Source organism: Longimicrobium sp., from assembly GCF_036280135.1.
GTDB lineage: Bacteria > Gemmatimonadota > Gemmatimonadetes > Longimicrobiales > Longimicrobiaceae > Longimicrobium.
Window position 1 is genome coordinate 1 of sequence record NZ_DASURI010000579.1, and the last position, 16,525, is coordinate 16,525.

22 protein-coding genes are annotated in these 16,525 nt (G+C 70.9%); 13 read left to right on the forward strand and 9 right to left on the reverse strand.

Features of this window, described 5'->3' with window-relative positions; all coding sequences use genetic code 11:
* The first annotated feature begins 217 nt into the window (after positions 1-217).
* The 4 genes from VFZ20_RS18600 to VFZ20_RS18615 all read left to right on the forward strand — a co-directional run bounded on the left by VFZ20_RS18600 (position 218) and on the right by VFZ20_RS18615 (position 1,304).
* Positions 218-421, forward strand: a complete 204-nt coding sequence (locus VFZ20_RS18600) for a hypothetical protein (RefSeq protein ID WP_329685428.1) — start codon at positions 218-220, stop codon at positions 419-421.
* Between the two features lie 79 nt (positions 422-500).
* Positions 501-743, forward strand: coding sequence for a hypothetical protein (locus VFZ20_RS18605; protein WP_329685429.1), 243 nt, complete (start codon positions 501-503; stop codon positions 741-743).
* Between the two features lie 64 nt (positions 744-807).
* Positions 808-1,038, forward strand: a complete 231-nt coding sequence (locus VFZ20_RS18610) for a hypothetical protein (protein ID WP_329685430.1) — start codon at positions 808-810, stop codon at positions 1,036-1,038.
* 35 nt (positions 1,039-1,073) lie between these two features.
* A complete protein-coding gene (locus VFZ20_RS18615; RefSeq protein ID WP_329685431.1) occupies positions 1,074-1,304 on the forward strand; it encodes a hypothetical protein in 231 nt (76 codons plus the stop codon).
* A 68-nt stretch (positions 1,305-1,372) separates the two neighbouring features.
* On the opposite strand, the gene VFZ20_RS18620 is transcribed toward VFZ20_RS18615, so the two are convergent.
* The 5 genes from VFZ20_RS18620 to VFZ20_RS18640 form a co-directional block, all read right to left on the reverse strand.
* Positions 1,373-1,813, reverse strand: a complete 441-nt coding sequence (locus VFZ20_RS18620) for a hypothetical protein (protein ID WP_329685432.1) — start codon at positions 1,811-1,813, stop codon at positions 1,373-1,375.
* 146 nt (positions 1,814-1,959) lie between these two features.
* A complete protein-coding gene (locus tag VFZ20_RS18625; RefSeq protein ID WP_329685433.1) occupies positions 1,960-2,985 on the reverse strand; it encodes a glycerophosphodiester phosphodiesterase in 1,026 nt (341 codons plus the stop codon).
* Between the two features lie 128 nt (positions 2,986-3,113).
* Positions 3,114-3,566 (reverse strand): DUF5990 family protein, encoded by a 453-nt coding sequence (locus tag VFZ20_RS18630; RefSeq protein ID WP_329685434.1) that lies wholly within the window; start codon positions 3,564-3,566, stop codon positions 3,114-3,116.
* Positions 3,567-3,706: 140 nt separating this feature from the next.
* The gene (locus VFZ20_RS18635; RefSeq protein ID WP_329685435.1) at positions 3,707-5,137 is read right to left on the reverse strand and encodes an MATE family efflux transporter; all 1,431 of its coding nucleotides are present in this window, start codon (positions 5,135-5,137) and stop codon (positions 3,707-3,709) included.
* A 494-nt stretch (positions 5,138-5,631) separates the two neighbouring features.
* Positions 5,632-8,151 (reverse strand): M14 family metallopeptidase, encoded by a 2,520-nt coding sequence (locus VFZ20_RS18640; protein WP_329685436.1) that lies wholly within the window; start codon positions 8,149-8,151, stop codon positions 5,632-5,634.
* 204 nt (positions 8,152-8,355) lie between these two features.
* On the opposite strand from VFZ20_RS18640, the gene VFZ20_RS18645 reads away from it, so the two are divergent.
* The 5 genes from VFZ20_RS18645 to VFZ20_RS18665 all read left to right on the forward strand — a co-directional run bounded on the left by VFZ20_RS18645 (position 8,356) and on the right by VFZ20_RS18665 (position 11,224).
* Positions 8,356-8,913, forward strand: a complete 558-nt coding sequence (locus VFZ20_RS18645; RefSeq protein ID WP_329685437.1) for a hypothetical protein — start codon at positions 8,356-8,358, stop codon at positions 8,911-8,913.
* Positions 8,914-9,071: 158 nt separating this feature from the next.
* Positions 9,072-9,599 (forward strand): hypothetical protein, encoded by a 528-nt coding sequence (locus tag VFZ20_RS18650; protein ID WP_329685438.1) that lies wholly within the window; start codon positions 9,072-9,074, stop codon positions 9,597-9,599.
* A 43-nt stretch (positions 9,600-9,642) separates the two neighbouring features.
* Entirely contained in the window at positions 9,643-10,014 is a 372-nt protein-coding gene (locus VFZ20_RS18655) for a nucleotidyltransferase domain-containing protein (protein WP_329685439.1), read from the forward strand.
* Positions 10,015-10,045: 31 nt separating this feature from the next.
* The gene (locus tag VFZ20_RS18660; RefSeq protein ID WP_329685440.1) at positions 10,046-10,405 is read left to right on the forward strand and encodes a HEPN domain-containing protein; all 360 of its coding nucleotides are present in this window, start codon (positions 10,046-10,048) and stop codon (positions 10,403-10,405) included.
* 201 nt (positions 10,406-10,606) lie between these two features.
* Complete coding sequence (locus VFZ20_RS18665; RefSeq protein ID WP_329685441.1) at positions 10,607-11,224, forward strand: hypothetical protein; 618 nt, start codon at positions 10,607-10,609, stop codon at positions 11,222-11,224.
* Between the two features lie 4 nt (positions 11,225-11,228).
* On the opposite strand, the gene VFZ20_RS18670 is transcribed toward VFZ20_RS18665, so the two are convergent.
* Positions 11,229-12,221, reverse strand: coding sequence for an alpha/beta hydrolase (locus VFZ20_RS18670; protein WP_329685442.1), 993 nt, complete (start codon positions 12,219-12,221; stop codon positions 11,229-11,231).
* A 186-nt stretch (positions 12,222-12,407) separates the two neighbouring features.
* On the opposite strand from VFZ20_RS18670, the gene VFZ20_RS18675 reads away from it, so the two are divergent.
* The 3 genes from VFZ20_RS18675 to VFZ20_RS18685 are packed head-to-tail and all read left to right on the forward strand — an operon-like array spanning position 12,408 to position 13,711.
* Positions 12,408-12,854 (forward strand): hypothetical protein, encoded by a 447-nt coding sequence (locus tag VFZ20_RS18675; RefSeq protein ID WP_329685443.1) that lies wholly within the window; start codon positions 12,408-12,410, stop codon positions 12,852-12,854.
* Positions 12,855-12,914: 60 nt separating this feature from the next.
* A complete protein-coding gene (locus tag VFZ20_RS18680) occupies positions 12,915-13,139 on the forward strand; it encodes a hypothetical protein (RefSeq protein ID WP_329685444.1) in 225 nt (74 codons plus the stop codon).
* Entirely contained in the window at positions 13,136-13,711 is a 576-nt protein-coding gene (locus tag VFZ20_RS18685) for a nucleotidyl transferase AbiEii/AbiGii toxin family protein (protein ID WP_329685445.1), read from the forward strand. Before VFZ20_RS18680 ends, VFZ20_RS18685 begins: the two co-directional genes overlap by 4 nt.
* A 34-nt stretch (positions 13,712-13,745) precedes the next feature.
* Here the strand turns inward: VFZ20_RS18685 and VFZ20_RS18690 are convergent, their stop codons facing one another.
* The 3 genes from VFZ20_RS18690 to VFZ20_RS18700 are packed head-to-tail and all read right to left on the reverse strand — an operon-like array spanning position 13,746 to position 15,952.
* Positions 13,746-14,573: a BtpA/SgcQ family protein gene (locus VFZ20_RS18690; RefSeq protein WP_329685446.1), complete on the reverse strand. Its 828-nt coding sequence runs from the start codon at positions 14,571-14,573 to the stop codon at positions 13,746-13,748.
* A complete protein-coding gene (locus VFZ20_RS18695; RefSeq protein ID WP_329685447.1) occupies positions 14,573-15,649 on the reverse strand; it encodes a suppressor of fused domain protein in 1,077 nt (358 codons plus the stop codon). Before VFZ20_RS18695 ends, VFZ20_RS18690 begins: the two co-directional genes overlap by 1 nt.
* Before the next feature lie 45 nt (positions 15,650-15,694).
* Positions 15,695-15,952 (reverse strand): hypothetical protein, encoded by a 258-nt coding sequence (locus VFZ20_RS18700; protein ID WP_329685448.1) that lies wholly within the window; start codon positions 15,950-15,952, stop codon positions 15,695-15,697.
* 126 nt (positions 15,953-16,078) lie between these two features.
* Here VFZ20_RS18700 and VFZ20_RS18705 point away from each other — a divergent pair, with 126 nt between their 5' ends.
* Positions 16,079-16,333, forward strand: a complete 255-nt coding sequence (locus VFZ20_RS18705) for a helix-turn-helix transcriptional regulator (protein WP_329685449.1) — start codon at positions 16,079-16,081, stop codon at positions 16,331-16,333.
* The last annotated feature ends 192 nt before the right edge of the window (positions 16,334-16,525 follow it).

The following is a 16,525-nucleotide window of genomic DNA, read 5'->3' on the forward strand; positions in this document are numbered from 1 at the left end:
GCCCCTGGCAAAAACAAGTTCCGTACCGCCCATGGCCTGCCATCCGGACAGCCCTCGCGCTTTATCCGGCAGGCGCTTCCAACGCCTCGGATCTACCCCGAGCGGCGCGTGCGGACCGACTCCGGCCATCACGGCGGAAGAAGCTTGTCTACCCTTACCCGCCGATTTACATTGTCGACAAGGCAATCCGGCATTCACATCCACTGAGGAGCGTCTCATGAAGCGCATTTCCACCCTGCTGTTCGCGGCCGCCGTCCTCTCGACGATGGGCTACGGCGTGGCATCCGCGACGGCGCAGCCGGGCCGGGCCAAGGCCGAGGGCATCTGCCCCTTTGCCCGCGACAGCGAATCGTGCACGGACTGCTGCGGCGCCTACGGCATGGCGGGCTACTACAGCGGCGGCACCTGCGGCTGCATCTGATCGCCCGGACCGGCCGGATGACGGACGCCCCGCGGACGCGCTCGTCCGCGGGGCGGCACCCTTTGCACGGAGAACCCGTATGCGAACGATGATCGACAGGGTGCGCGGGGCGCTGTTCGCCGCCGGGGTGACGACCGCGCTGGCGTTCGGCGCGCGGACGGCCGTGGCGTCGCCGTTCACCCCGCAGACGTGCACGGATCCCACGGCGCAGGGCACCTGCACCAGCACGTCGGAGTGCCGGCGGATCTGCAACCGCCTGTCCAACGGGCTCATTCCCGTCTGCGACACGCGCACGTACTGCTGCACCTGCCAGAAGCTGTAGCCCGAGATGGCGCCGGACCGAGGAGGGCCGGCACTCGTTTCACGCCCGGCACGGAGGCAGGCGGATGACCCTGCGGAGACTTCGTACGGCCGTGTTCGCCGGCGGCGTGGGCGCGGCGTTGGCGTTCGGCGCGGCGACGCTGCGCGCGGACGTGAACCCGGCCGCCGCGTGCCTGGACACGTACGCCAGCGGCTCGTGCACCAGCACGGACCAATGCGCCACGTACTGCCGTGGCGTCCAGGGGGCCGAAACGGGCCACTGCATCAGCGGCTGCTGCTGGTGCCTGTGGTCCTGATCGGCCCCATTCACCTGCTGAACGGAGGAGATCCCATGCGTACGCTGCTCGATCGCATCCGTACCCCGCTGGCGGGAGTGGCCGTGCTGGGGGCGCTGGCCTTTGGCGCCTCGGCGGCACTGGCGGAGGCGCGCCCCTGCCCGCTCACGTCCATTGGCTCGTGCGGCAACCTGGCCAAGTGCCAGGACGCCTGCATCGTCCGCGGCGGCGACCCCGCGGGCGCCAGCTGCACCAACGGCTGCTGCTTCTGCCCCGGCATCGTCTGACGGCGCCGCTCACCTGATGCGGCGAGGCCCCGCCGGCACGCCCGGCGGGGCCTCGTCGTTCTCATCTCTCAGCGCGCTCCCACGAAGCGCCACGGCTCGACACGCGGGGCAGGCTCCCGCGAGGTCAACGCAGGCGGGGGATCCGGGTAGTGCTCGATCGCCATCCACTCCTCGAGCATCGTCTCGATGCAGTCGTCAACGGCCCGGTACAGCTCCAGGCGAGGTCCGTGCTCCCGGAACTGCCGCTCGATCTCCTCCACCACCCGCGCGTTGTGAAGGGCACGCGGGTAGAACGGCGTGTCCCGCAGCGCCTGGAGCGCCTCGGGGATCATCTGCCGGGCGGTGGCTTCCGGGATGAGCGGCCGTGGATACGTCGCGGTCCAAAGGTGAAGGAGCGTGCTGAGCCCAACCGTGAGGTCATTCCACGTCCGGGCGGTCTCTTGCTCATCGGCGGCAAGAAGGACGTCCAGTTCCTCGCGTGGCAACGGTGAATAGCTCGTATCTGGCATCAGCGGGTCCTTTCTTCCAAGAGCGACACGTCAAGCGGATTGTTGCAGCCGAAGCGTGGCCCCCAAAGATCATCGAGCCCCCGCCGGGCGGCAAGGGGCAAGTAAACAAAGTGCCGCGCCTGGCGCATCCGGATCGCGCCTTTGCGTCACCGCATGGACGCGCGGGCGGCGAGGGCCACGTCGGGGTAGTCGGCGAACAGGCCGTCCACGCCGGCCGCGAAGAACGCGGCCAGTTCCGCGCGGGCGTCGCCGTGCGTGCGCTGGAACGCCGCCGGGTCCGCCGCGGCGATCTGGAAGTCCGTGGGGAGAAAGACGTTCTCGTTGCGAAACGTCCACGGGTGCACCCCCAGCCCCGCCGCGTGCGCGTCCGCCACCAGGAGCGACGGCGGCAGCAGGTGCCCGTCCTCGTCGCGCGGGATCACGAGCCCCTTGTGCGGGCCGATGGCGTCGGCGTAGGTGGCGATCTGCGCCAGGCCGGCGGGCGTGGCCATGTCCGCATAGGTGCGGGCATCGCCGCGCGCGACGAGGTCGTACGGCGCGCCCGTGTGCTCCATCAGCTGCACCAGGCGCACGCCCGTTTGGCCGCGCAGCATCCGCAGGTTCTCCGTCTCGAACGACTGGATGAAGACCGGCGCGTCCGCCGTCGTCCACCCCGCGCGCGCCAGGGCCCGCAGCAGTCCGGGCTCCAGCGGCAGGCCGATGGACTGGAAGTAGGTGGGGTGCTTGGTCTCGGGGTAGATGCCGATCGTCCGTCCCCGCGCGGCGGATTCCGCCTTGGCGAACGCGATGATCTCGTCCAGCGTGGGTACCTGGAACTGCTGGTCGAACGCGGCCGAGACGGGCCGCAGCTCCGGCAGGCGCTCGCGGGCGCGCAGGGTCCGGATCTCCGCCAGGGTAAAGTCCTCCGTGAACCACCCCGTCACGGGCACGCCGTCGATCTCCCGGGTCGTCCGCCGGTTGATGAACTCGGCGCGCTCCGACACGTCCGTCGTGCCGCTGATCTCGTTCTCGTGCCGGGCGATGAGCACGCCGTCGCGCGTGGACACCAGGTCCGGCTCGATGAAGTCCGCGCCCATCTCGATGGCCAGCCGGTACGACTCGATGGTGTGCTCCGGCCGGTATCCGCTGGCGCCGCGGTGGGCGATGACGATGGGCGTTTGTCCGTTCAGCATCCCGGCGCGGGGATCAGGAGGAAGAGGATGAAGCGCGGGCGCATGGCATCCGCCGGTGCGCGGGACATCGGCGCGCGCGGCCGCGGGTCAAGATCCCGTCCCCGCACGACGATCCGCGCCCGAACACGTCACGGGATGGTTTCGCCCGCGGGCGCGAGGGTCCAGCCGCCGTCCAGCAGGGGCACGCTCGCGCAGGCGGGCGTGCCATCCGCGCCCGTCCCCTCGATGCGCGCCTGGAGGACGGCCCCCGGCGCGGCCATCGCCTGCTCCACGAGGTCCCAGCCCACGCCCGACAGCCGCACCTTGGCGCGGCGGCGCCAGGGCGAGCCCATCTGCCCCGCCGACACCCCCGTGTTCACGTAGACGAAGCGGTCGCCCCTGGGCCCCTGCGCGTACGGGCCCAGGAAGTTGGGCGCGGCGTCCGCCCGCGATCCGCCCACGCGGGCGGTGAAGTCGAAGACGAGCGCGTCCGCCGGCGTCCGCGCCGGCTCCAGCAGCTCGTCCTTTCCGCGCTGCACGCGGTAGGCGACACCCGCCATCGGCCGCAGCACGACGACGCGGAGCGCGAGCTCACGATCCATCACTCATCTCCTCTGCACGTGCAGGCCGACGCGCGTTCTTCTGCCTCGAGGACCGCATCAGCACGTCAGCGCCTCACAATGACAGCGCGGGCGAGAAACGGCAAACGGGATCCGCGCCAGGCGGCGCGGACCCCGATCCACTACACCAGCTTGGTCTTCCACCGGCCGCGGCGAAAGATGAGCCAGCTCACCACCGCCAGCGACGAAAACGCGATGGTGATGGCCCAGAACGCGCCCACGGGGCCCATCCCCAGCGTGTTGGACAGCACGTACGCCAGCGGGATCTCGAAGGCCCAGAACACGGCCAGGTTGATCCACGTGGGCGTCCACGTGTCGCCCGCGCCGTTGAACGCCTGGGTGAGCACCATGCCGAACGCGTACAGCGGGAACCCCAGCGCCACCACCCGCAGCGCCGTGGCGCCGTAGCGCAGGACCTCGGGATCCTGGGAGAACAGGCCGACGATAGGCCGCGCCAGCAGCACGAACAGCACGCCGACGACGCCCAGGAAGACAAGGTTGTAGATGCACGCCTTCCACACAGCCTGTTCCGCGCGCTCCGGCTTGGACGCGCCCAGCGCCTGGCCCACCATGGTGGCGGCCGCGTTGCTCATCCCCGCGCTGGGCAGAATGGCGAACACGATCACCCGCATGGCCACGGTGTAGCCCGCCAGCACGGGGCTGCCGAACACGGCCAGGATGCGCGCCAGGGCCGTCCAGCTGGCCGTGCCGATGAGCATCTGCACCGTCGCCGATCCCGCCAGCCGGACGATCTGCCCCATCACCTTCACATCCAGCGCCAGGTGCCGCCGCGTGACGGGGATGCGCCCGTCCGAGCGCGTAAGCCGCCACAGGGCGAACAGCGCGCCCACGCTGCGTCCCGTCGTCGTGGCGATGGCCGCGCCCGTCACGCCCAGCCGCGGGAACGGTCCGAGGCCGAAGATGAGGCACGGTCCCAGGACCATGTTGATGAGGTTGGCCAGCCACAGCACGCGCATGGCGATGGCCGCGTCGCCCGCGCCGCGGAAGATGGCGTTGACGACGAACAGGACGATGATGGCCGCCTCGCCGCCCAGCATGATGCGCGCGTAGCCCAGCCCCAAGCCGATCACCTGCGGCGACGCGCCCATCAGGGCCAGCAGCCGCGGCGCCAGCAGCGAGCCGGCCACGCCCAGGACGGCGGAGACGGCGAGGGCCAGGAGGATGGCCTGCACGGCCGCGTGCGCCGCGCCCTCGCCGTCCTTTTCGCCGATGCGCCGGGCCACCAGCGCCGTGGCGCCGATGCCCAGCCCCATGGCCAGGGCGTAGACGATGGTGAGCAGCGATTCCGTGAGCCCCACCGCCGCCACCGCGTCCGCGCCCAGGCGCGAGACGAAGAAGATGTCGACGACGGCGAACACGCTCTCCATGGCCATCTCCAGCACCATGGGGATGGAGAGCAGCAGGATGGCGCGGCCCACGGGCCCCGACGTGTAGTCGTGCTCCGTGCCGCGAAGCGCCTGGCCCACGGAGCGCCAGAAGCCGTGCGAACCCTCCGCCTGCGGGGCGGACGGTGTTTCCGAAAGGGTAGACATCAGGTGCCGAACCGGTGCTGCCCCGCCCCCGTGCGCACGAGCAAGCGCGCTCGTCCGCGGGGCGGAGATCGTTGAGCAGGAAAAATGGTTGCCCGGGAGGACCGCGCCGTCAGGCGCGGCGTGCGCCGCGGGGGCGCGTGGGATGGAGGGAGCCTCCCGGAGGCTGCAACCTCACCCGATCAACGCAATGTCCATCAACACCGTTCGACTTCGGGAGAAACGCGGGGGGCGGGCGACGTCACGCTTCGCCGGGCCCCGAGGAGCCGACAAGTATATCGCAAACAGATGAAGCATCAACCCCCGCGCGGAGACAAGACAGAAAACTGCTTTTCACGCAGAGGGAGCAGAGGCAGCAGAGTACCCCATTTCCGCGCGAAACCGGGGTACTCTGCTGCCTCTGCTCCCTCTGCGTGAGAATGCAGTTGCCGTAAACGACAGCGCCCCGGAACCATCCAGGCTCCGGGGCGCTTCGACCTCATCCGGTTTCGCTCACCTCACGGACCCAGCAGGATGGCGTTCACGTACAGCGGCTCGGTGGCCTTCCAGAACAGGCGGAAGAGCGGGTCGTCCGCGAAGAGCACCACGCTGCCCTGCCCCATCCGCTTCGTCACCAGCCAGCTGCCCTGCTCCAGCCGCCGCACCTGCTGCGGGCTGATGACGCCGGCCAGGCGCTCCAGGCGCTCCGGGAAGTACGCCACCGTCTCCACGCCCTCGCCGGGCTCGAACACCGTGGATCCGCCGTGCAGCACGAACGTCTCGCCGGGGCGGCCCTCCAGCCCCGCGCCGAACGCCAGCGGGTGCGCCGGGTCCAGCCGCAGGGGGAAGATGGCGCCGGGCACCTCCTGCCTCCACTCCTGCCGCTGCCGCTCCTCGCGGCCCGCCAGCCAGCGCGAGCGCGCGTTGGCCGCGCTGTCGCCCTGGGCGCCCTCGCGCACCTTGACCTCGGCCATCCCGGCCGCCGCCTCGGCGCCGCCGGCCACGGCCACGAGACGGCCGCCGCCCTGGATCCACCGCTTCAGCGCGTCCTCGGCCCCGCGCAGGGCGCGCGGCGAGGCGTCGGGCAGCACGATCACGTCATACTCGTCCAGGTCCATCCCCGCCAGGTCCGTCGTCATCACGGCGTCGAACGGCATCCCCAGCTGCCGCTCCAGGTAGAACCAATGCGCGCCGAACGACGTGGCCGACACGCCCTCGCCCGAGACGAGCGCCACGCGCGGCAGCCGCGCCTGCGCCACGTTCTCGCTGCCTAGGTCGATGCCGCTCTCCGCCATCCCCGACGCCACGGGACGCACGAGGCCGCCCAGGCCGGACGCCGTCACCCGGCCCTGCACCGTGTCGTTCCCCGCCGCGGGGATGTACCACGTCCCCGCCGGCCAGCGCACGCCGCCAAAGGTGGACGGGCGGCCCAGGATGCGCGCCCGCCCGCCGGCCTGCAGAAAGCGGATCATGGGCGCGGACGCCGCGTCGCCCGGGGCCACCAGGTAGCCCACGCCGGGCGCCGGCGCCGCGAGCCCCGCGGGACGGCCGACCGTCTGCACGGGGCTCCATCCGCCGCCCACGCCCGCGGCCACGCGGTACGCCGCCACGCCGTACGCGTACGGCAGCGACCACGCGCTCACGTCGTACGAGTACTCCGCCTTGAGCTCCGTCTCCTGCTGCAGCAGCGTCACGGCCAGGCGCCCCAGGGGCTGCCGGGCGCGCACGCGGTAGGTGCCCGCGGGGAACTGGCCCCGCGACTCGTAGCCCGGGTACGCCGTGGCCCGCGCGCTGAACCCGCCGGAGGCGCGCTCCACCTCGATCCCCTGCCGGCGCAGGTGCGCCACGAGGGCCTCCACGCGCGTGGGGTCGCTGCCGGGAACGAGCAGGAAGTCCGCCTCGCCCTGCCCCGCCGTGCGGGCGGCCTCGGCGTAGTCCATCAGCAGCTCCGCCTTGCCGGCAGCGGCCGTGCGCAGGGTGGCCTGCCCCGTCGTGCGGTGGTGCTGCGCGCGGTCGTGCAGGGTGAGCGTGTCGCCGCTCTGCTGCTGGATGGCCAGGCCGGCCGCGCCGTGGCCCGCCTGCTCGTACGTCATCCCCACGGCGCCCGTGAGGCTGGGCCACGAGTCGCCGTAGCCGGGGTAGAACAGGTCGAACGCCTCGCCCGTGTAGTACGCCCAGCCCTGCTGGTCGAACGCCCGCGCGTTGCCCTGCCCGAATCGCCGTCCCCACGCCAGGATGTGCTCCGGGTAGATGGGGTTGATGGGCGCCGACGCCGGAAAGAAGAAGTAGCTGCTGTTGTAGAACATCTCGTGGAAGTCCACGTGCACCTGCGGGTTCCACTGCCACCACGTGGCTAGCCGCGCCTGCGTCTCGGGCTGCGTGGCCCAGCTCCAGTCGCGGTTCAGGTCGAACAGGTAGTGGTTGAAGCGGCCGCCCGGCCACGGCTCGCGGTGCTCGCGCGCCTGCGGATTGACGTTCGGCTGCCCGCCCACCACCGAGGTGAACCAGTTGACGTAGCGGTCGCGCCCGTCGGGGTTGGTCACGGGGTCCATGATGACGACGAGGTTGTCCAGCACCCCGGCCACCTCCGGCGCGCCCCGCGCCAGGTCCCACGCCGTGTACAGCGCGGCCTCGGACGACGAGCTCTCGTTGCCGTGCACGCCGTAGCTGAAGTAGACCACGGCCGGGTTGCTGGCCGCGATCTGCCGCGCCCGCTCGGCCGAGGCGCCGCGGGCCAGCTCGGCGTTGGCGGCCAGGATGTCGTTGAGCCGCTGCAGGTTCTGCGGCGTGGCGATGACGAGCTGGAACAGCTCGCGCCCCTCGGCCGTGGTGCCGTACGCCCGGTAGTCCACCATGGGCGAGGCGTCGGCCAGGGCGCGGCTGTAGCGCTGCACGCCGGCATAGGGGGTAAAGCGCTCGCCCAACTCGTAGCCCAGCACCTCGGCGGGCGAGGGCACGGCCTGGGCCTGCAGCGCCGGCGCGGCGAGCAGGGCGGCGAGCGCGGCGGCGCGCACGCGCGCGCGGACGGTGAATGCCATTCCGGTGGATGCGGGAGGTGGATGGCGAAGTGCGAAAAAAGCCGCACCGAAGCTATCCGGCCGCCGCACCCGGCGCAACGCACGGCTTGACACGCGCGCGCGAGGCGGGTACGCTCCATTGCCCGATGGCGCCGCGCGCACGCGAGGATCGCCGATGGATGGAGGTCGATGCGCCGCAGCGCCTTACCCGCAGTCCCGCCCAACGTGAAGCCACGCACCCTGCTCGTTTCCCTCGCGGCGCTCGCCCTGGCCGCGTGCAAGCAAACGCCCGAGACGCCCGCCGGCGTGATCCCGCGCGACCGGTTCGTGGCCGCCAACGTGGCCGTGCGCCTGCTGCCCGAGACGGCCACGCAGGCGGAGCGCGAGGCCGCGCTCAAAAAGGCGGGCGTCACGGACCGCCAGATGCGCGCCTTTGTCATCGCGTACGCGCGGCAGCCGGAGACGCTGGCGCAGACGTGGGAGCAGATCGCGTTTCGCGTGGACAGCGTGGCCGGCTCGCGGCCCCTGCCGGGCGGAACGCCGCCTCCCGGCGCGGGCGTGCCGCCGGGGGCCGTGCCTCCGGGCGCGGGGGTTCCGCCGGGCGCCGTGCCCCCGCCGCCCGCCGCGGGGCCCATCCCCGTGCAGCTGCCCATCAACGAGGACAGCGTGCTGCGCCGGGATGATTCGCTGCGCTTCCGCCGCCCGCGTCCCCGGCCCCGCCCCAACCCGCGCCAGCCCATCGAGGCCGTGCGCCCCAAGCGCGGCACCCAGGTGCAGCAGTAGCGCCCGATCCGGATCCGCCGGAGCACGACCGTCCGGCGGATCGGCGATCCTCCCATCCGCCGCGCCTCCTTTCCCTTCCCTCCATCGATAGCGACACCCGCCCAGGATCACCGCCGACGCGACGCATGATGGAGCCGGACGATTTTCCCAGGCGGCGGATGCGCTTTCGCGAGTGGCCGCCCCGCCGCATCGCCCTGATGTGGCTGATCGGCGCGGCGCTGCAGGTGCTGGTGCTCGCCGTCCTGCCGTCGCTGATGGGCTGGGAGTGGGCGGATCCCAACGATCTCGCCTGGGATACGGATTCCTCGCCGTGGCTGCTGTCGGCGGATTCCATCCAGCAGGCTTCCGCGTCCGCCGCCCCGGTGGCGGACAGCGCGACGTCGCCCAGGCTCGCGATGACGCGCACGGAGGTCGCGCCGGGCGACACGCTCGTCCGCATGGAGATGGACTCCAGCTGGGCGCAGTACCGCACGACGGAGCGTGTCGTTCAGCTGTCCCCCGACCTGGAAAAGGCCGCCGTGCCGATCGGGGAGACGCTCGCGGACATGCTGGTTGCGCTGAGTTGGGCGATCACGCTGGCCCTGCTGATGGTCTTCACCATTCCCGGTGTCCTCGTCATTACCACCCTCGCCTGGCTCGTGATGCGCCGCATGCCGGATCGGGCAGCGGTTGACCGGACTTCGTGATCCGGGCATATTGGACGGCATGAACACTGGTGGGACAATGCGTATGCCTACAGAACAGGACCTGCGGACGGCGGAGCGCATCAGGGACAGGATCCTCGAGGCGGCCGGCGGTTCAGTGGAGCGGATCTTCTTTTACGGATCACGGGTGACGGGCCGGCCCCGCCCGTCCAGCGACTACGACATCCTGGTGGTGCTTCAGGACCCGGTGACGGACTGGGCGGCGACGAGCCTGCACCTTTCCGACCTGTTCAACGGGTTCGAGCGCCCGGTGGACGTGCAGGTGTTTGGGGCCACGGAGTTCGAGGAATCCCGGCCTGTTGCCGGTACCGTCGCCTATCCCGCTGACCGCCACGGCATCCTGCTCTATGCGAACCCCGGCAGAAGTTCGCGAAGCACTGGTAGGCGAATGGGTTGAGTCCGCACGGGACGACCTCGCCTGGGCCGAGATGGGCGCGGCCGCTCCGGATCTGCGTGGCGTTGCCCAGATCGGGTTCCACGCGCAGCAGGCCATCGAAAAGCTCCTCAAGGCACTCCTCACCGCGTTCGGTGTCCAGCCGGAAGATCAACACAGCCTGGGCCGGCTGATCGAACAGGTCGGCAGGCTGGACCGGCAAACGGCCGACCGCGTGGGCGACGTTTCGAGCCTCACCCGCTACGCGGTCTATCACCGCTACCCGCCGCGCGTCCCTGGCGGCGCGCAGCCGTTGACCCGGCGCGACGTGCTGCAGGACCTGGCGCGGGCGCGCTCCGCCGTCCCTGTCCTCCTCACGGCCATCGAGGCGCGGCTCGCGGCTTCCCGCGACTGAGATCCACGTCCTCGTATCCGCGTCCTCGTATCCACGTCCGAGATCCCGACACGATTGCGGCCCCCTGGACGATCCACGGGGCCGCGCTCGTTTCAATCCGCCGCCAATCGGGTTGACGCCTCCCACTGGTGATCACCACGGCGCATCAGCAGATTCCGGCGGATCCACGCCATTGCCTTCGTCCCACATCCGCCCGATCCGTTGCAGCAGCGCAAACTCCAGTTCACCGGGCACGACGAGCGCAGGCGCAGGGCGCGGCGCCTGTCCGTCATCGCCATCCTGGTTGTGGTGTCGCTGCTGCTGTCGCGCTGCATGTACTACGACGATGGCGTGCGCGCGGACCATCCCGGCGTGCGCTATCCATCCCGCTACGCCGGGACGGAGGACCATCCCTACCAGTTCTACACGACGCTGTACCGCGCGGACGGGACCTCCGGCGGGGGCGTGGAGATCGAGGTGCAGCACTTGGCGCAGGAGCCGTTCAAGGATTTCCGCGAGTCGCGCATCACCGTGCAGTACGACAGCCCGTCGCGGCGGCTGCGCGTGCGGCCCGGGAGCGTACGGCTGGAGCACCGCACCGTTCGCGGCAAGCGGCTGGAGCCCAGCGAGTCACGCTCCAGCATCGGCTCCTGCGCGCGGCAGACGTCCGGGTGCGTGGAGACGTTCAGCCACGTCTACCGGCCACCGCGCTCGCGCCGGCTCCAGGAGCGCATCCGCCTGGAGTACGAGCTGGACGGGCGCGTGCACGTCATCGACACGACGTTTCCCCTGGAGTACCGCTACCACTACTCCTGGTGGGACGTGATGATGGGCATCTGACGGATCAGCCGTTCGCGGCGTGGCGGGCGATGCGGTCGATCATCCGCTCCCACAGGGGCGGCGGGAGCGCGTGGCCCATGTTCGGGATGATCTCCAGCGCCGCGCCGGGGACGAGCGCGGCCGTGCGGCGTCCGCCCTCCGGCGGCACGAGCGGATCGTGGTCGCCGTGGATGACCAGCGTGGGCACGCGCAGCCGGCGCAGCCCCTCCGCGCGGCTGGGGCTGGCGATGATGCCGGCCAGCTGGCGGATCACACCGCGCGGGTTGCGGCCGCGGTCGTACGCCAGCTCCGCCATGTGCCGCGTGCGCGCCAGGTCCACGGCCATGGCGGGGCCGTTCATCACCCGCCACGCGTCCACGGCGCGGCGCATGGCCTGCTCGCGGTCGCGCGGCGCGGGCGCCATCAGCGCGGCGGAGGCGCGCCAGTGCGGATGCGGCAGGTCCGGCTCGCCCGTGTGCGACATGATGGACGTGAGCGTCCGCACGCGGTGAGGCGCGTCGATGGCCATCTGCTGCGCGATCATCCCGCCCATGGAGATGCCCAGCACGTGCGCGGCGTCGATGCCCAGCGCATCCATCAGCCCCAGCGCGTCGGCGGCCATGTCGGGCACGCGGTACGGCACCTCCACGGGCAGCCTGCGCCGCGCGGCCCGGATGACGGCGAACAGGCTGGGCACGGGCGCGTCGTCGAACCACGTGGAGCGGCCCATGTCGCGGTTGTCGAACCGGATGACGCGCAGCCCGCATCCCGCCAGCCGCGCGCAGAACTCCTCGTCCCACGCCACCAGCTGCCCCGCCAGCCCCATCACCAGCAGCAGCACGGGGTCGCCTGGCCGGCCGAACGCGTCGTACTCGATGCGCAGGCCGTTCGCCCGCACGGTGGCCGGCAGCGTGCGCGGCACCGTGGGCGGCGGCGGCAGCAAATACGTGGGAACGGGCCGCGGCGTGTGCGCGGCCAGCGCGCGAACCAGCGCCGTGCTGAACAGGTCGCGGATCATGGGGCCATCGGGTTGCAATCTGCCGATCGACGTTCGGTGGATGCGCATCCCACGAAAAACCGGGGCCACCCCGCGGGCAGCCCCGGCCGACTCGCTTGCGAATCGGCAGCGCGCGAAACTCGAAAACATCCGGTGTCGTACGGTGCGGCTCGCGATTGGGCAACCGCACACCGTCCGCTGATCCGAATGCTCCAGGCCGTGAAGTCGTCCGTGTGGAAGGGGGCCGCCGCTGGCGTGCTGGCGGGCGAGGTCCTCGCGCCCGTGCTGCTGGCCGCGCAGTCCCGCCCGCCGGTCGCGCCCGACCAGATTGTTCCGTTGGTCGTGCTGGCGTTGGGGATCGTCGCGTGGCTGCTCGTCAGCGTCTGGACGTGGCGCATGGTGGCGTGGATGCCCGACGCCCACGGGCGCGAAATCCTCAGGCGAGGCATGCTGCGCTGGGGTCTCCCCATGGGGCTCGCCATGACGGCCATGACCGCCATGCGCGAGGCCATGGCGGGAGACGTGCTGTCCTGGCGCTTTGTTGCCCGCGTGCTGACCTACGCCCTCATCACCATCCCGCTCTCCATGCTGTTCGGCTCCTGGTTTGACAGGGTCATGCGCGCCACGATGGACCGTTCCCAGCGCAACCGCTAGCGCCCTTCCCCGCCGCTCGGCTATACTCGGAGCCACGCTTCCCCCCCGACGCCGAGCCTGATGAGCGACACCAGCCCCGAGGTCCAGGCCATCCAGGATGAGATCCACCGCCGCATGACGGGCGAGCAGCGGCTGAACCTCGCCATCGAGATGAGCGAGATGACGCGCAGGATCGCCATGGCGCGCCTGCGCAGCGAGCACCCCGACTGGACGGAGTGGGAGCTCAAGCGCGAGCTGCTGCGCTACGCCTTTGGCACCGATCCCCTGCCCCCGCCGCTGCGATGACCACGCGCGACCTCTTCGGGCGCGTTCTCGGCGCCCTGGAGCAAGCGGGCATCCCGTGCATGCTTACCGGCTCGTTTGCGAGTTCCTACCACGGCGCTCCGCGCGCCACGCAGGACGTAGATTTCGTCATCGCCCCCACCACCGAGCAGATCAAGGCGTTCGTCAAGCTGCTGCCGCGCGACCAGTTCTACGTGGATGAAGGCGCGGCTCTCGAGGCCCTGCGGCTCCAGGGACAGTTCAATCTCATCGACCTGGAGACGGGCTGGAAAGTCGACCTCATCGTACGCAAGTCACGACCATTCAGCCGAAAGGAATTCGAGCGCCGAGCCATCGTGGAGATGGAAGGTGCCGACGTGCCGATCGCCAGCGTCGAGGACGTGCTGATCGCGAAGATGGAGTGGGCGCGAATGGGCCAGTCCGCGCGCCAGCTCGAAGACGCAGCCCGGATGCTCCGTGTACGCGCCCGAGTCGTGGACTGGGGGTACCTGGAGTACTGGGCGGGGGAGATGCGTCTGCAGGAGCAATGGACGGAGGTGCAGCGCGCGGCCGGGATCGACCACAGCCGGATCTGATCAGCCGCCCATCGCCACCACCGCGGCGGGACACTCACCCGCACCGCACATGCGCGGCCATGAACCGCTCCACGGCGGCCGCGTCCACGGCCTCATCCCAGCGGCCGCCGGCCTTGAACGCGGAGCCCACGATAAAGCCATCTGCGCCGGCGAAGTAGCGCGGCAGGTTCTCCGCCGTGACGCCGGAGCCCATGTAGACGGGCAGCCGGCAGTGCGCGCGAACCTCGGCCACGTCGCCCTCCGTGGGGCACGCGCCCGTGGCCGTGCCGGTCACGATCACGGCGTCCGCGCGCATGAACTCCGCCGCCGCGGCCGTCTCGCCGATCCCCACGTCGGCGGTGATGGCGTGCGAGGCGTGCTTCTTCTTCACGTCGGCCCACACCTGCACGCGCTCGGCGTCGATGTTCCGGCGAAAGCGCAGCAGCGACGCCGCGGACGACTGGATGATTCCCTCATCGGCCACGTGCGCGAACGCGAAGCCCTCCACGCGCACCCAGTCCAGCCCCGCCGCGTGCGCCACGGCCAGCGCCTCGTGGTTGGCCCCGGCCAGGATCTGGATGCCGCACGGCAGCCCGCTCGCCGCCTTTACCGCCATCGACAGCACCGTCATGGCGGCGGTGATCTCCGGGCCCACGCCGCCGCGCAGGTACGGCACGTCGTGCATGTTCTCCAGCATCACCCCGTGCACGCCCGCTTCGCGGTAGACGGCGCACTCCGCCACGGCCCGCGCCTCCAGCTCGCGCAGCGAAAGACGGCTGGCCGGCGTCCCCGGCAGCGCGCCCACGTGGATCATCCCGATGACGGGTTTCAGCGCGCTGAACGTGCGCGGTGACGCGGAGGACGTCGGAGCGACCGGTCCCATCAGCCGATGACCTGGATCATGTTGCCCTCGGGATCCCGGATCTCCGTCTTGCGGACCTGGATCACGAGGTCCTTGAACGTGCCCAGGCGGTACTCGCCCTCGCGCGGCGCCAGGACGGACTGCAGCTCCGTCAGCGTGTCGGGCGCGAGCTCCAGGCGTAGCGTGGTCCCCTCCGCCGAGTGCCGGTTCCCGTCCCCGGGCGCGAAGACGATCGCGCACTCGCGGCTGGCCAGGGTAAAGTCCCTCCCGAAGGGCAGCCGGTACGGCAGCAGGCCGAGCACCTCGTTCACCTGCTGCGCGCCGATGGTGAGCTGCACCTCCGGCGTCCGCAGCAGGCGCTTCTTTTCCTCCCACGCGAGCTTGTCCACGAAGACGAAGCCCGTGTTGGAGCCCTCGGCGGCCCGGCCGGCGGCCAGCCGCTCGCGCACGTCCGCGATCCCCAGCAGCGACGCGCGAGGGAGGTCCGTGACCAGGAGCGGCAGGTGCTCCCGGAAGACCTCCAGCACGCTGCGCGTCTTCCACTGCTTCAGCGCGAACTCCTCGTCGCTCGTGATCCCGACCACCTGCAGGAAGTCCACGCGCCCGTTCGGCGTGTCGATGGGCGGCAGCTCCGGGTCCTGCGTAAAGGCGACGGCGCGCAGCAGCGTCTCGGAATCCCGCGAGATGGGCCCGTTGGCGTTCATGTAGTCACCGTCGGAGAACACGTTGCCGCTCCCGAAGACGTACCGCCCCAGGTTCTGCAGAAAGTTCAGCACCCAGGCCGGCGGCTCGTCCGCGTCCGCGTCGGCCGTGACGCGCATGGTGAGCTCGAACCCCCAGCCGCTCACCTCCGGGTCCTCGGCCTCCTTCTGGAACAGCTCGCTGAAGCCGTAGGTGATGAAGTGCCAGTGCGGAACGGGCTCCGCACGCCGGTACGCGCTGATCCCGCGGATGGGGTCCGGCCCGCCCAGCTCGTAGCCGATGAGCGTGCCGTAGTGCCGGGGCTCCTGCCCCGCGTACAACGGCGCCAGCGCCTGGTCGATGGCGTCCCAGCCCGGCGCCCCGGGATCGTCGTCCTGCACTCCGCTTTCCGTCATCGGCAATTCATTGGTCGGATGGACTCCATCGGCGTACCCGTGCGCCTATGGTAGCGGACCCGGCCGCGGCGCGACAGGCGCCCCTCGCCCGGCCCACTCCGCGGCCGCGGCCGCCGCCTCGCGCAGGTCCTCCCCGAACTCCAGGACCGCCTCGGCCACCTGCGGGTCCATGGGAAGCTCGTCCGCCTCCCCGCAGCGGGCGAGCGTGACCGAGGACGTAGCGAGCACCTCGAACACCCCGAACCGGTCCAGGAGCCTCTCCAGCACCCGCGTGGGCGATCCCTCCATCCTCGTCATCTTCACCTCGAAGTACGGTTAGATACTTATAAGCATCGGTGTAAGATACGTATAGTCCGTGGACACATCGTCGTCAAGGTTCACATTTTTCACACGAGGCCAAACCCATCTACCCTCAACGATGTCTCCGTCGTGAGCGCCCTCTCCCGAGCCGAGATCCTCAAGCGTTTTGGCGAGGCCGTCCGCGAGCACCGGCAGCGCGCCGGCCTGTCGCAGGAGAAGCTTGCCGCCCGGGCGGGCATCGACCGGACGTACGTCGGCGGGGCGGAGCGAGGCGAGCGCAACGTGGCGCTCGTGAACATCGTGCGGCTGGCCGAGGCGCTCGGCATCGCACCGGCCGAGCTGTTCAGCGGCCTGGAGGACGGCAAACCCGAGACGATTGGCTGAACAGCCAAGCGATTGTCATCCTGAGGGGGTGTTGCCAAACCTCGGGCTCGAAAGCGTCATCCTGAGGAGCCGCCGCGCGATGCCTGCCTGGGCTTGATCCATGGCGGCGACGAAGGATCTTGTATGCGAGACTCGGGGCCGGCTTCCAGGCATGAAGCCGGCCCCGTGGTTTGGACACAAGATCCTTCGGTC